The organism is Streptomyces sp. NPDC050564 (genome assembly GCF_044457265.1).
Taxonomy (GTDB): Bacteria; Actinomycetota; Actinomycetes; order Streptomycetales; family Streptomycetaceae; genus Streptomyces.
On sequence record NZ_JBITGS010000034.1, the window covers coordinates 58,701 to 72,748 of the forward strand.

14 protein-coding genes and 1 pseudogene are annotated in these 14,048 nt (G+C 68.5%); 12 read left to right on the forward strand and 3 right to left on the reverse strand.

The features are described from left to right. Nucleotides 1–56 precede the first annotated feature (56 nt). The 9 genes from ACIBK0_RS39445 to ACIBK0_RS39485 all read left to right on the forward strand — a co-directional run bounded on the left by ACIBK0_RS39445 (nucleotide 57) and on the right by ACIBK0_RS39485 (nucleotide 9,158). Nucleotides 57–839 (forward strand): DUF899 domain-containing protein, encoded by a 783-nt coding sequence (locus ACIBK0_RS39445; RefSeq protein ID WP_399091060.1) that lies wholly within the window; start codon nucleotides 57–59, stop codon nucleotides 837–839. 283 nt (nucleotides 840–1,122) lie between these two features. After that, nucleotides 1,123–1,335 (forward strand): hypothetical protein, encoded by a 213-nt coding sequence (locus ACIBK0_RS39450; RefSeq protein WP_399091063.1) that lies wholly within the window; start codon nucleotides 1,123–1,125, stop codon nucleotides 1,333–1,335. A gap of 485 nt (nucleotides 1,336–1,820) precedes the next feature. After that, nucleotides 1,821–2,441 carry a TetR/AcrR family transcriptional regulator gene (locus tag ACIBK0_RS39455; protein WP_399091203.1) on the forward strand — a complete coding sequence of 207 codons (621 nt, stop codon included), beginning with the start codon at nucleotides 1,821–1,823 and terminating at the stop codon, nucleotides 2,439–2,441. A gap of 20 nt (nucleotides 2,442–2,461) precedes the next feature. Beyond that, on the forward strand, nucleotides 2,462–3,196 hold the full coding sequence (locus ACIBK0_RS39460) for an SDR family NAD(P)-dependent oxidoreductase (RefSeq protein ID WP_399091066.1): 735 nt from the start codon (nucleotides 2,462–2,464) through the stop codon (nucleotides 3,194–3,196). 150 nt (nucleotides 3,197–3,346) lie between these two features. After that, nucleotides 3,347–4,207 carry an ABC transporter substrate-binding protein gene (locus tag ACIBK0_RS39465; RefSeq protein ID WP_399091069.1) on the forward strand — a complete coding sequence of 287 codons (861 nt, stop codon included), beginning with the start codon at nucleotides 3,347–3,349 and terminating at the stop codon, nucleotides 4,205–4,207. Between the two features lie 796 nt (nucleotides 4,208–5,003). Continuing rightward, nucleotides 5,004–6,029: a DUF1259 domain-containing protein gene (locus ACIBK0_RS39470; protein ID WP_399091072.1), complete on the forward strand. Its 1,026-nt coding sequence runs from the start codon at nucleotides 5,004–5,006 to the stop codon at nucleotides 6,027–6,029. Between the two features lie 117 nt (nucleotides 6,030–6,146). Further along, nucleotides 6,147–7,352, forward strand: a complete 1,206-nt coding sequence (locus ACIBK0_RS39475) for a cytochrome P450 (RefSeq protein ID WP_399091075.1) — start codon at nucleotides 6,147–6,149, stop codon at nucleotides 7,350–7,352. 697 nt (nucleotides 7,353–8,049) lie between these two features. Continuing rightward, entirely contained in the window at nucleotides 8,050–8,565 is a 516-nt protein-coding gene (locus ACIBK0_RS39480) for a hypothetical protein (protein ID WP_399091078.1), read from the forward strand. Nucleotides 8,566–8,861: 296 nt separating this feature from the next. Then, entirely contained in the window at nucleotides 8,862–9,158 is a 297-nt protein-coding gene (locus ACIBK0_RS39485; protein WP_399091081.1) for a hypothetical protein, read from the forward strand. A gap of 126 nt (nucleotides 9,159–9,284) precedes the next feature. On the opposite strand, the gene ACIBK0_RS39490 is transcribed toward ACIBK0_RS39485, so the two are convergent. Then, complete coding sequence (locus tag ACIBK0_RS39490) at nucleotides 9,285–9,839, reverse strand: L,D-transpeptidase family protein (RefSeq protein ID WP_399091084.1); 555 nt, start codon at nucleotides 9,837–9,839, stop codon at nucleotides 9,285–9,287. Between the two features lie 808 nt (nucleotides 9,840–10,647). Here ACIBK0_RS39490 and ACIBK0_RS39495 point away from each other — a divergent pair. Continuing rightward, nucleotides 10,648–11,001 (forward strand): dihydrofolate reductase family protein, encoded by a 354-nt coding sequence (locus ACIBK0_RS39495; protein WP_399091087.1) that lies wholly within the window; start codon nucleotides 10,648–10,650, stop codon nucleotides 10,999–11,001. Between the two features lie 262 nt (nucleotides 11,002–11,263). On the opposite strand, the gene ACIBK0_RS39500 is transcribed toward ACIBK0_RS39495, so the two are convergent. Continuing rightward, nucleotides 11,264–11,581: a hypothetical protein gene (locus ACIBK0_RS39500; RefSeq protein WP_399091090.1), complete on the reverse strand. Its 318-nt coding sequence runs from the start codon at nucleotides 11,579–11,581 to the stop codon at nucleotides 11,264–11,266. Between the two features lie 129 nt (nucleotides 11,582–11,710). Between ACIBK0_RS39500 and ACIBK0_RS39505 the strand changes: the two genes are divergently transcribed. Both ACIBK0_RS39505 and ACIBK0_RS39510 read left to right on the forward strand, forming a co-directional pair. Next, the gene (locus tag ACIBK0_RS39505) at nucleotides 11,711–12,385 is read left to right on the forward strand and encodes a TetR family transcriptional regulator (protein ID WP_399091093.1); all 675 of its coding nucleotides are present in this window, start codon (nucleotides 11,711–11,713) and stop codon (nucleotides 12,383–12,385) included. Between the two features lie 57 nt (nucleotides 12,386–12,442). Next, on the forward strand, nucleotides 12,443–13,111 hold the full coding sequence (locus ACIBK0_RS39510) for an NAD-dependent epimerase/dehydratase family protein (RefSeq protein ID WP_399091096.1): 669 nt from the start codon (nucleotides 12,443–12,445) through the stop codon (nucleotides 13,109–13,111). Nucleotides 13,112–13,247: 136 nt separating this feature from the next. Here ACIBK0_RS39510 and ACIBK0_RS39515 read toward each other — a convergent pair. Further along, nucleotides 13,248–14,042 (reverse strand): annotated as a pseudogene (locus tag ACIBK0_RS39515) (aldehyde dehydrogenase family protein); the annotation flags it as partial. Between the last annotated feature and the right edge of the window lie 6 nt (nucleotides 14,043–14,048).

Genomic DNA, 14,048 nt, shown 5'->3' on the forward strand with positions numbered 1-14,048 from the left:
TTCTGGTGACCGTCGTCGAACGACACTGCCCGGCACGAGACACCACGGAGGACACCATGACGACCACGCCGGACGACCCGACCACCCCGCTGCCCGGCCGCCCGCCCGTGGTCGACCTGGCCACCTGGCAGACCGCCCGTGACGAGCTGCTGGTCCGCGAGAAGGCCTATACCCGCGAGGGCGACGCCCTCGCCGCGGCCCGCCGCCGGCTGCCGATGGTGGAGCTCGACGGGACGGTCGAGGTGGTCGGACCCGACGGCCCGGTCCCGTTCCTGGACCTGTTCCAGGGGCACGACGAGCTCGTCGTCTACAAGCACATGTGGTACGACGGCGCGCCGCACCAGGGGCAGTGCGAGGGCTGCACCACCACGGCCTGGCACCTGAAGGACGCCGTCTACCTCAACGCCCGCGGCGTCTCGTTCGCCATCCTGACCACGGGCCGTTGGGAGGAGGTGGCTTCCTACGTCGAGTTCATGGGCTACACCCAGCCCTGGTACTCGGTGCGCGAAGTGGACGCGCCGGTCGGCGGCAGCATGGGTTACCTCACCTGCTTCCTGCGCGACGGCGACCGCGTGTTTCTCACCTACTCCACGACGGGCCGTGGCAACGAGCGGGTCAACGGGTCCCTCGGCCTGCTCGACATGACGCCCTACGGCCGCGGCGAGGCGTGGGAGGACGACCCCGAGGGCTGGCCCGAGGGGCGCAGCCCGTGCTGGTCCTGGCGCTCGGACGCGGACGGGAACGCTACCTGGGGCCCGACCAGCCGCCCCGTGCCGCAGTGGACCCGCCCCGGCGCGACCCCCGTGGAGACCCTCGGCCGGCACGGCCACCACCACTGACGCGCCGGCGTCGACGGCGTCGGCAAAGGTGTGAGGTGCCGGGCGGAACCTCGGACGATGCGAGGGTCCGCCCGCGTACTTGGTCGGTGGGCGGTTCGCCCGGAAGGTGAAGGACTCCTGGTAGGACCTGGTAGGAGAGGGGCTGTCCAGGCGCGCCAGTCCTACCAGGGGCCCGGGTGCACGTATCGTCCAAATGCCAGTCGTCATGGCCTGCTCATGGCCGGGGTGGTGATCGCCCCTCCCGGCGGCACTTCTACCCCGGTCCGACGATGAGGGACGGGCGGTGGGCGCTGCCGGCGCCGCTGCTCCCGGCGGCGGGCAGCAGCGGCGGGCGCGGGGGCAGGCCCGAGCGTTCTCCACGAGCACCCTGGTGTGGGCCGACGCCGGGTACGCAGGCCGGTTCGTCCGTGACGCGCGCAGGATCTGGGACCTGGCCGTGGCAATCGTCAAACGCCCCGACCCGGCAAAGGGGACCTGCTCCACCGTCGCTGGGTAGTGGAACGCCCCTTCGCCCGGCTGACCAAGTTCCGCCGCCTCGTACGCGACTGCGACACCCTCCCAGCCACCCACGAAGCCATGATCTGTGCTCTACACACACCTCCGGTCGGCGCGTGCGGCTGTACCGGACTGGCGGCGTCTCGCGGCAGCGGTGCCGCCAGGGGCAAGGCGGCAGCCTGGCACCGGAATGAGTCGTCGTTGAGATGTGCGCCGTCCTGCGACCGGACTCGGCCGGTAGCCGGAGGACACGATGGATGGCGGCGATCAGCATCGTCGGCACACCCGCGTGATCTGCGCCGATTCGCGCGTGGAGAAACCACGCACCCACGCCGCGCACATTCTCTTCCTCCGCGCCGGCCAAGATCACGGCATTTGGTCACGTAGCCCCACAGACCCGGAAGGTGTGCCTTGACAGCGGAGGGGGCGGAGGTCACCACAGTTTCTCCAGTTTCCGAGAGTGGCGGGCATCGTGCCGACTTGATCGTGGAGGCGGCCGGCCGGCTGTTCTTCGCGCCGGGTTTCGCGCGGGTGAGCATGGACGATCTCGCTCGTGAGCTCGGGATGAGCAAGAAGACGATCTACCGCCATTTCCCGGACAAGCGCAGCCTGCTGGCTGCGGTGCTGGATCGGCAGTTCGCGGCGGTGGAGCGCACGCTGGAGGCGGCGGCCCACGACACAGAAGGCCAGCCGTTCGGTGTGCAGGTACAGCGGTTCCTGATAGCGGCAGGAAGTGAACTCGAGCGGTTCGGAGCGGCTCAGCTCGCGACGGGTCGCGGCGACGCGATGCTTCGCCAGTACGTGGAGCAGCGTGTGGACACGGTGATCTACCGGCGTTTCGACGAGCTGCTCCAGGACGGGCACCGGCGGGGACTGCTGGCGGCTCCCCCTGAACTGCTGAGCGAGATCACCCGTGGCGCGTTGGAGCGGCTGTTCACCTCGCAGTTGCCGCGCGAACTCGACTGGACCGCGGCCGATCTGCTGCGGGCGACCGTCGACATCGTGCTCTACGGGGCGATCCGCTCAGCACAACCCGACGTCGACGAAGAACAACTCCGGGCGGCCGTGCCGACGGCCCGCGACGATGAACAGGAGGTGGGCCCATGACTGGGACAACAACCAGCAGGGTGGCATTGGTGACAGGGGCCAGCAGCGGAATCGGCGCGGCCACCGCACGCCTTCTCGCAGCGCAGGGGATGCGCGTGGTGGTCAACTACCTCCGCAGCAGCAAGGCGGCCGAGGAGGTCGTGGCCGACATCGAGGCCGCAGGCGGCCAGGCCATGGCCGTGCAGGCCGACGTGCGCGAGGTAGCGGCGATCGAGAGCATGATCGAGCAGGTCCAAGCGGCATGGGGCGGCATCGACGTGCTAGTGCACAACGCGCTCGTCCCGTTTGTGATCAAGTCGTTCCAGGACATGACGTGGGAAGAACTGGGCGGCAAGCTCGACGCCGAGATGCATGCGGCGTACGCCGTCACCAAAGCCGTCCTGCCCGCCATGACCGAACAGGGCTGGGGACGCATCATCTATCTCAGTACCGGCCTCAGCCGCCGGCCCCGGGAGGGCATGATTGCACTCGGCACGTCCAAGGCCGCACTCGAGCAGTTCGCCCGGTACCTCGCCCAGGAACTTGGCCCGCAAGGCATCACGGTCAACATCGTCGCGCCCGGCCCGGTCGAAGACACCCGCATGGCGAATGTGCTCGACCATGCGGTCAAGCAGCGGCAGACGGCCGCTACCCCCCTGGGCCGCCTGGCACACCCCGCCGACGTCGCCCAAGCAGTCGCCATCTACGCCGGCGAGGACAACGCCTTCATGACCGGCACCACGGCCGCGGTCAACGGCGGGATGTCCATGTACTGACGCCCCTCTGTCCTCCACACATGGGGCCATACCGTCCCGGTCCGGCCGACGGCCGCACCGCATCCGACACCCCTTCACATCACCACGATGGGCCAGGCGCCCTGCGGCACGCGCGGGCGCATGGCGGTGACACGATCAAGGAAGACGTTCATGCACACGATCGATCTCGCCTACGTCGGGCGGGGCCTGCACGAGGAACTGGCCGCCTACATCGCCGACCAGCAGGACTACTACGCCGACGAGGGCGTCCACGTCGCGCTGCGCGACGGCTGTACCTGGGACGAGGAACGACTGCGCCGCTGCGCCACCATCGGGCTCGGCCGGGCATTGCTGTCCCGACTGGTCGATGGCACTCCCTGGGTCGCACTCAATGTCAACACCCACCGCCCGCTGTTCTGGTTTCTCGCCCGCCCCGGCCTGACCTCCCTGGCCGACCTGGCCGGCCGACGGCTGGCGGTACACGCCCCCCACACCGCACCTGGATGCTTCACCCGGATCGTGCTGCGCAAGGCCGGCCTCGACCCGGACCGCGACGTCCACACCATCGTCCGCCCGCCCGGCGACTACGGCATGGACCTGCGCCGGCTGCACGACGGCAGCATCGACGCCGCCCTGGTCGGCAGCACCATGGCACCGGAGGCGCTGGCCGCCGAGCACGGCTGGCATGTGCTGGCCTGGGTCGGCGACCACTTCCAGATCCCCACCGTAGGCGTGGCCGTGGACCCCACCTACATCCACCCCGACGACCCCGCGGTCCAGGCCGTCGTACGCGCCCACCGACGCGCCCTGCAGGTGATCCGCAACGAACCCGACACCACGGTGCGGCATATGCAGACGTTCCTCGGCGGACAGACCGCAGACGAGGCCCGAGCCCATTACGAGGCGTTCATCGCGCCGTACTTCACCACCGACGGCCAAGCCGATCTCGCCGTCGGCGATGCCGCGATCACCGCGGTCGCCGCCGAGCTCGGAGTCCCCGCCACCGTCACCGCAGCCGAGTTCTATCTTTGATCTTGCACTGCACTCCCCCGTTCACGGGAGGTGAAGCGCATCTCAGAACTCCAGCTTCTTCAATCGGGAGAGCACTTCAAGGCACCACACTCTAGGAGCCCGGGCGACGCCGGCGCTGCCGCAGCGCACGCATTACCTCAAGACCGCCCGCGCACAGACGCCCGCGGCCGCCGGGGCGCCTCCTGCTCCACCCGCTCCCCCAGCGATCAGCCGGGTGATCTTCCAGGCCGGATCATCTTCGCCGGGATCGGCACGGACGTGCGCCGCTTCCCCACCCCTAACATCTCGGCCTCTTGGGCGAAGCCGTGTCCCAAGACGATCCATTCCGGTGGCTGGAACACGGCGAGCCCGGCCCGGCAGGGCAACCCCTGACCTAAGCGCGCGCTTGGAGAAGCTGCCAACCTGACTGCCTGCACCGACACGTTCCTCCACGGCCGCTGCCGGCACAGCGTCAAAAGCCGCGGACACGCCCAACGGGGCCCGGAGGGCGTCATCCGCGGTCAGCGTCGACGGACGGCCGTGCCAGAGGCCGCCGGGCCCAGCCCGCCGGAGCTGGTCGGCCGCGACTTCACCGCCGGCCGTCCGGACCACCTGTGGGCGGCCGATATGACGTACGTCCGCACTTGGTGGGGCAGGTGCATGTGGCGTCGTCCTGGACGCCCACCCGTACACCACGTCCGTGGACGCAAACCCATCACTCATCCCGTTAGGAGTTCTTGGCCCACCTGGCCCAAGCCGTGGCGGCGATGGCGCGTGCCTGTGGCCCGGTGTGCTTGCCTCCCGCCAGGAGGCACTCATGATGGCTGACGATCGACAGCAGAACGACCACCCGCGAGCGGGTGCGACGCGGCGGCGGGTTCTGGCCGCCGCCGCCCTGGCGCCGGTGCTGGCCGGGGCGCCGAACCCCGCTCGTGCCCTGTCCGCTGGGGAGACGAGGGGGAGAAGCGGCGCACTGGTCAAGCCGGTACCCACCGTCCTGTCGGACTGGACGGGTGTGGCCGACGTGCTGGGGCGAACAGGCGACATGAAGCGCGGGCTGATGTACCACACAGGCCTGCCGCGCCGGGACCTTGTGGTGGTCTCCCGTGGCATCGTCGTCAAGCCGGCGCTCGCCCTGGGGTCGCACGTCTCGTTCGTCCGTTACGCCGACGGCGGCACTCTGGTGATGGGCGATGTGGTCGTCACTGAGTGCGAACTCCAGCCGTTCACCGATGTCCTGCACGAGCAGGGGATCGCGCAGACCGCGATCCACAAGCACCTGCTTTCCCAGTCCCCCGACGTCTGGTGGGTCCACATCCACGCGCACGGCCACGATCCGGTAGCCCTCGCCCGCGGCCTGCGCGCGGCGTTCGACCGTACCGGCACCCCTCCCCCGCCCCCGCCCTCGCCCGTTCCGCCGCGGCCCGTCGACCTGGACACCGCCGGGATCGATGCCGCGCTGGGGGTCAAGGGCACCACCGACGACGGGATCTACCGGAGCACCTTCGTGCGCCGTGAGACCATCGCCGACGGCGGCCTGGTACTGCCTCCGGGCCTGGGATCGACGAGCGCGATCAACTTCCAGCCGCTGGGGGGCGGCCGGGCCGCGGTCAATGGCGACTGCGCCATGATCGCCGGAGAGGTCCAGGACGTCCTCGTGGCCCTGCGGCGTGCCGGGGTGGAGCTCGTCGAGCTGCACAACCACGGTTTGACGGACGAACCCCGCCTGTTCTTCACCCACTACTGGGCGGTCGGTGACGGCGTGAAACTCGCCCGGGGCCTGCGTGCCGCGCTGGACGCCACCAATGTGGTGCCGGTGGCCGGTGCGGCCGGCTCGGGCTGACGCGCCACACGGGAAGCGGCCGGTGTAGCGCAACTGGAGGTATTCCGACGGCCGCGCACCACGGAAGGGCATATGCATGGAATAAGGCGAAATAGGCGAGAGAAGGAGAACTGCGCGATGACCTCAGGCGGCGAAGCGCTCATGTGTCCGTTCGACTTCAGCGAGGGCCTGGATTTCGATCCGTCCCTAACGGCGCTCATGGACCGCGGTTCCATCACCCGCATCCGGCTGCCGTACGGCGACGCCGATGCCTGGCTGGTCACCGGGTTCGAGGCGGTGCAGCGGGTGACCACTGATCAGCGCTTCAGCCGGGCGGGGATCGTGGGGTCCGACTACCCGCGGCTGACACCGGAGCCCATCGTCTCCCCCGAGTCGATCAATGTGATCGACCCGCCGCACAGCAGCCGCCTGCGACACCTGGCCTCGCAGGCCTTCACCCAGCGGCAGGTTGACGGCATGCGGGGGCGGATCACCCGGCTCGCAGACAACCTGCTCGCCGAAATGGCCGCGCAGGGGCCGCCGGTGGATCTCGTACGCCACCTGTCGAACCCCCTCGCCCAGCACACCATCTTCGACCTTCTCGGGCTCCCCCGGGACGACTGGGCCCCGACGCAGCAGAAGTTGCAACAACTGCTCGCCACCGGCCCGGACAACCGCAAGACCGCCGCAAACGCCAAGGCCGAGCTACGGGAGTACTTCGGCGAACTGGTCGAACAGCGGCGGAGCTCCCCCGGGAAGGACCTGATCAGCGCATTGGCCGCCGCCAGGGACGGCGAAGACGTGCTCGACGACCAGGAACTGGCGGTCATGGCCCTGACGCTGACGCTCAGCGGGCAGGACACGGCCACCTGCCAGATCAGCAACATCTCCTACCTCCTCCTGACCCGTCCCGAGCTGATGAAGCACATCGACAGCCGGCCGGAGTCCCTGACGGACGTCCTCAATGAGCTGCTCCGCGTCATCCCCTTCCGCAAGGGGGTCGGTATCCCCCGAGTGGCACTGGAGGACGTGGAAATGGAGGGGGTACGGATCCGGGAGGGTGACTTCGTCCATGTGTCGTACCTGACGGCGAACCGCGACCCGGAGCGCTATGCGGACCCGAACGTCATCGACCCGGACCGGCTCCCTGCGCCGCACATGACCTTCGGCTGGGGCGGACACCGTTGCATCGCCGTGCCACTGGCCATGGCGGAACTGGAAGTGGCCATCGGGCGGCTGCTGGATCGCTTTCCGGACCTGCAGTTGGCGGTACCGCCGGAGGAAGTGCGCTGGGACACGGAGACGATCCGACGCTTCCCCATCGAGCTGCCCGTTACCTGGTAGGAGCTGGCTGGTGGTCGGCTTCGCTGAGCGCCAGTTGGTGGCTTGACTTGCTCTCCGCCTGAAGGACGCAGATTCTGGCTGCTCGCTCGATGCGTGTGCCGCGTAGCGGCACACGCATCGAGCGAGCTTCCGTGGCTTCCTGCTTCTACGCGCGACGCCAGGACGGGTTCTGGTCTGTTCTACCTGCGCTCCACAGGCTGTCACCGCCGGTCCGGCGGCCGTTTCACGTTGAGACCGTCGGCTCGGAGGACTGGCGTGTGCTGGGCGAGGGGGCGCCGACCTGAGGGTCGACGAGCCCACTCCGCTCCTCGCCCCCCACTTGCCCCAGACGCTTCAGAGGCCAGCGAACCGCGGCGAAGAGCACCTCCGGTCGTTTTCAAGGCTCTGTCCGCAGTTTCGAGATCCTGTCGGTCAGTGATGTCGCTCTCCGACGACGTTGTCTTTCTCGTCAGAGTTCGAGGCTTGCCGCCGGCCGAGTCTCCGCAAGGAGCTTGGTCAGGTCGTCCACGCCCTGGGGCGACGAAGCCATCGATCGGGGTCGTCCCGTCACCGGCCTTGTCGATGGTGACGAGGCACCAAGCGGTTTCGGCTTCGCGGGAGTACCAGGAGGCAGCAACTCTCCGGATGGCGGAGATTGGCATGGCCAGTTCACGATTGATTCATCGGGGGTTTGCCGGCTCCCTCGATTCTCCCGATCATGACATCTCGAAAGGCCTCGCTGAGGCTGGCCCTGTCCATGGGACTTGCCGCCTTCATGCTGACCATCGCCGGCACTCTGTCACCCGCCTCTGCGGCGACGACCGACTGGATGTACACGAACGACTTCGGGCAGCCCTGTCTCACCTCGTCGACCGCAAGCAGCAACATCTGGGTGCAATACAGCTGTTCGGGAAACGGCGGTACACTCTGGCACTGGGGCTCGGAGTCGAACCAGTGGCAGGGACACACGATGCGCCGACTGGTGAGCAACGCCAACGGCGACTGCCTCACGACGGATGTCGGGGCTGAAACAAACGACGTCTACGCGGCCCCCTGCGGAGGTGGCCGCTCCGGACAGTTCTGGACCGCCGACAACGACCACATCCAGAACCAGAACGGGAATTACCTCCGCACCTCCGACAGCGGTGACGGCGTCTTCACCAGCCCGTACAGCGTGGTGGACAAGTACGGCATCAACTCCACCCGGTTCGTCTGGTGGGGTTATCACTTCTGACAAGTCCGGCTCCGGTGACGGCCTCCTGGACCGTGAAGTCCCGCTTCTGGACGGCCGTTGGGCTCGCGGCGACCGCTGGTGGCGCTGCGAGACCGCATCGACAGTCAACCGCGGACAGAGCCACAGCTCTGTCCGCGGTTGCGTGAACTCAACAGTGAGACGTCAGCCAGGTGAGGGGGCAGGCCAGGGGTGACCGCGGGGCGAGGCGTCCGGCGGCCGACCACCGTCGCCGACGCCGACGCCGCAGGTCAAACGGGCTCGGCGGCGGCGCGGGCGGGAACGGCGCCACCGCCACCGTGCCGTCGGGCACCGTCACCCTCTACGCCAACGTCAAGGACCACCAGCAGGTCCAGATGTCCGTGCCGCTGCACGGTGGCGCACTCCCGGTCGATGCCGACGACGGCAGAGGTCGTACCGTCGCCGCCGAGACTCAACAGAGCCTTGCTGCAGGCATCCGCAGCCGACGCATGGAGGTGGCGGTCGATCGCGGTGGGATCCAGCGTGCGACAGCGAATCTTCTCGGTGAGCAGGCCGGTTTCCGCGGCGACTGTCCGTTCCAGGGGCCGCCGTTCGGAACCGTCGAAATCCGATGACCTGCGGACACGTGGCTCGCCTTGCGTGGATCTCCCGTACTGAGGTGCGAGGGTTCTTGGCGAACTTCCGTACGTCGGCATCAATCGGTGGCCGAGCCGGGAAGGCTCCTCACACGCGATGCCCCCTCAGGTCTTCAGGTGCTCTCGGTCTCCCATCACCACGACGGGGTGGCGTGCCGGATCGAGAGTGCGGAGCAGGGACTTCATGCCGGCCTCAGGGATGGTGACGCAGCCCGACGTGCCGTCGCCGTGGTCCAGATGCAGCCAGATGCCACCGCCCTTTTCCACGCCTTCCGGTCGGGTCCAGTCATACGGTGGGGTGCCCTTGAGCCGGTTGTAGTCGATGGCTATGACGTAGTCGAAATCGTGCTGGTGGGCTTCGTCCCAGTACATCGTGGACGCGAAAGCGTTGTCGTCCTGCCGGTACCGCAGCCGGCTTCCCGGGTCGGCGAGCACTCCGCCCGCGTCCGAGAGAGTGAACACGCCGACGGGACTCCGCTCGTCGTCCATGTGATGGTCGGTCGTCCAGCCCCTCTTGGCGTTGTGCGCGGGCCAGCTGCCCGTCCGTTCCCAGGTCGTACCCCGCTTCTCGTAGAGGACGACGAGGCTGTCCGGCGAGTCCTTTTGGTCGCCGTAGACAGCCACCACCTGACGGGTGTTGGCCGGTACCTGCTTCCACATCCGATCTCCGATGCCTGGAACGCCGGAGGCCGGTGCCGGACGGGGCAGGGCTGACGCCGGTCCGTTGGTCCCCGGTGCACCACCGGGGCTCGTCCGTGCGTTCGTGTCACCGCATGACGTAGCGGCTGTCAGGAGAAAGCCGCAGGCAACGGTCGTGGCTATCGCATGGCGTGCACCGCCACGCTGTATTGCTCGGTGAGCGTACCTAGTTCCAGAGAATCTCCACATGATCAGGATTTTGTGGCGGTGTGGGCAGGGGGCGCATCCGGGCAGGGCATCCGGCCTAAAGGCCATCGAGGTCGTCGACCCGACCCACCAGTGTCCCGTCCCAACTAGTTCTCAAGTGACCGAGGTTCTTGCCTGCCCAGCCGCGGGCGGAGAGTGGGCAGGAAGCCACCTCCTGGCAGGCGGTGATCTCCGGCGCGGCCTCACGCAGCATGTCGACCGTTCCCTCACCAACGCCGGCTCACCGAACGCGACGCGGTCCAGGCAGAAGTCGAACAGTCCGGTATCTCCCGGGATCGCGACGTGCCCGCTCTGGGGGACCACCTGCGGTAGATGATCAGCAGCGGGACGGTGAGCGGGCCGCGTGCTGTCACAGCCGCTTTGTCCTTCGAGTGGCGGCAGAACGATGACATCGCCGTTGAGGTCGACCAGCCGGCCCGCTGCCTGCTCAGGTCAGCGCGCAAGGCGTGGGCCGAACTGCAGCTCGACGAGGCCCTGCGTGCAGAGGCTTTGCTGCTTGGCCGGCGGGCGACGAGTGGTTCGCGGCTCGGTGGCTGTCGCGCAGTGGCGAGTGGCGGAGAGGTTGAACAGCCTGCCAAAGTACGTCGTGTCGGCCACCCTCCAAGAGCCCAAGTGGAGCAACTCGACGGCATTCAAGGGCAGGGTGCTCAACGGCGACGTGGTGGACGAGGTCTCGAAGCTGAAGCGCGAGCTGGACGGCGACATCGTCGTCTACGCCGGCATCCAGCTCGTCCACACGCTGATGGAGCACGACCTGGCCGACGAGCTGCGGCTCACCATGTTCCGGGTCGTCCTCGGGGCCGGCGAGCGCCTCTTCGGCGAGATCACCGACAAGAAACCCATGCGCCTCATCAACACCCGTACGGTCGGCGACAGCCTCACCCTCCTCACCTATCAACCCGTCCGAAACGCCTAGCCCCTGCGTCGGCAACGGTCGGCGAGAACCTGCTTCAGCTCACCGCTCTCCGCACGAGTCGGGCCTCACCATCAGCGCAGGATGAGGCCCGCTCGAGCAGTCGACAGGTTGCAAGGCCCGGTCGCCCGGCTGGGCATGCCAGAGGCCCAGCGGCTCCGGGTAGGGCGCGCTGCCACGAGGCCGGGTGTCCAAGCGCGAACGCCGCCCAGGCCCGCCGGGGAACGAGCGTCAGAGGGCGCGTAGCAGCCAAGTCAGTTCCAGCTCACGGGCGGTCGGAGCGGCTACCTCGCGGAGCTGGTCGGCTTCGGCTCCGGGGACACTTCGCCGCGAGAGTGAGGGCCGCCGCTGCCGTCAGCGGACGGGCGCCAAGGGATGCCCGCAGGTGGTAGGGCCGGCGCAGCTGGGCGAGGCCCTGTTCGCGGTCCTGCTCCAGGAAGTGGGCGCCGGTGTGGCGTGCGGCGTACGACTCCAGCAGTGCGTCACCCTGCTCCGGGGCCTGCCCCAGTGCCTGCCGGTAGGTCGGTCCGGCGGCGCCAGGATCGCCGTCGATGTTGTCGGCGATCACCCCGAGCCAGAACATTGCCCCCGCGAGGACGGGTCACAGGATCCGCCGGACAGGCCCAGCCGCGGTAGCCGGTCCTCGCCACCGCTCGACAGTAAGGAACCGCCAGGTCGATAACAACAGACCGGGAGTCTGTAATATGTGGGCATGACGACTTTCCAGCGTGCACGCAGTGAGGAGCAGCGGGCGATCCGGCGGCGGGCGATCCTCGACACCACGGCCGCAATGCTCGACGAGATGCCGGTCAGCGAGGTCAGCCTCAATGAGCTGAGCCGGCGCGTGGGACTGGCCAAGTCCAACGTGCTGCGCTACTTCGAGTCCCGCGAGGCGGTCCTGCTGGAGCTGCTGGACCGTGCGTGGAAGCAGTGGATGGCAGACCTGCCCGAGGAGCTGGCCGCTGGGATCGACTCGGGGTCGTCTGTTGCGCAGCGGCGTGAGGCATTCGCCGAGGTCCTGACGCAGTCTCTGGTGAAGCGCCGGGTGCTGTGCGACCTGTTCAGTGCGCAGGCGGGGGTTCTGGAGCACAACGTCTCCGCTGAGGTCGCCGCCCGCTACAAGAGGGCGGCGGTCGGCAACGTCACCGACCTGGCCGCGCTGGCACGCGTACATCTTCCGGAACTCGGCCAGCGGGCGGAGCAGTTGTGCTCGCAGGTGATCATGTTGGTGGGTGCGGTGTGGACCCATGCGCGACCGTCCGCGGCCATGCTCGCCGCCTATGAGGCCGACCCGTCACTCGCTGCGCTGCGGATGGACTTCGTCTTCGCACTGCGGGAGACACTGGCGACCCTCATCGTCGGCACCCTCACCCGCACCGCGCCCTGACCACGGTTTCCCTCTCCCCTCTCACTCTGTCCCTCTACTTCTCCGACTGGAGCGGTCATGCGCGTGGTCATCTTCGGTGCTTCCGGCATGGTGGGGCACGGCGCACTGCGCGCCTGCCTCCTCGATGAGCGGGTCGAGGAGGTACTGGTCGTCGTCCGGCGGCCCCTGAACATACGTCACCCGAAGGTGCGGGAGATCGTCCACGCGGACTTCACCGACTACACGGCGATCCTGGACGAGTTGAAGGGCCTGGATGCCTGCTTCTTCTGCCTGGGCGTCTCCGCCGCCGGGCGGGGCGAGGAGGAGTACTCCCGGATCACCCACGACTACACGCTTGCCGCCGCCCGGGCCGTGAACGCCGCCAGCCCTTCGCTGACCTTCACCTACGTGTCCGGGGAGGGCACCGACAGCACCGAGCAGGGCCGGTCCATGTGGGCGCGGGTCAAGGGCCGTACCGAGAACGAACTGCTGGCCATGCCGTTTCGCGCGTACATGTTCCGCCCCGGCTACATCCAGCCCGTGGGCGGCGCCGTCTCCAGGACACCGCTGTATCGCGTGCTCTACTGGGTCACGGCATGGCTGTATCCGGCCTTGCGCCGCATCGCGCCCCACCACGTCACCACGACCGACACGCTGGGCCGCGCGATGATCGCCGCCGTCCAACTCGATGGCAACGGCCCCTCCATCCTCCGCACCCCGGACGTCAACCGGCTCGGCGCCACGTGAAGACCACGTAGTCCAACGGGCTCGCGCAGAGGACGCGGTCTGAACCGCGGGAACAGGCTCCAACCGGGCCTGCCATGCGGTGAGGCCCTCCACGACCGGAGGGGCCTCACCGCGTCACCGGGGCACCCGTCGGCGGTCAGATGCTGATGGTCTTGTACTCGATGTACTGATTGAGGCCCACCGCGCCGAACTCGCGTCCGATGCCGCTGGCCTTGAAGCCGCCGAAGGCCCCGTCCCAGGCGGGCATGGCGCCGTTGACGAGCATCAGCCCGGTACGTACACGGCGGGCGACGCCTATGGCGCGCTCGGTGTCGGCGGACCAGACGCCGCCGCCGAGACCGTAGTCGGAGTCGTTGGCGATGCGGACGGCGTCGTCCTCGTCGTCGAAGGGGATGACCACCAGGACGGGGCCGAATATCTCCTCACGGGCGATGCGCATGGAGTTGTCGACGTCAGCGAACAGGGTGGGGGTGACGTAGAAGCCGTCCTCCAGGCCTTCGGGCACCTCCGTGCCGCCGGTGACCAGGCGGGCGCCTTCCTCGATGCCCAGTTCGATGTAGGAGCGCACGCGCTGCTGCTGGTCGGCGCGGACCATGGGGCCGATGAAGGTGGCCGGGTCGGACGGGTCGCCGACGGTCAACGATTCCATCATGGTCTTGATCGCCTGGACGACCTCTTCATAGCGGCTGCGCGGAGCGAGGATGCGGGTGTGGACCTGGCAGTTCTCGGCATTGTTGGCGAGTGAGTGGAACCTCAGGCCCTCCGTGACGGCGGCGAGGTCGGCGTCCTCCAGGATGATCGCGGCGGACTTGCCGCCGAGTTCCAGGCTGACCCGCTTGAGCTGCTCGCCGGCGATCGAGGCGATCCGGCGCCCGGCCGCGGTCGACCCGGTGAAAGCGATCTTGTCGACGCCGTCGTGGGCGACCAGGTAGGGCTT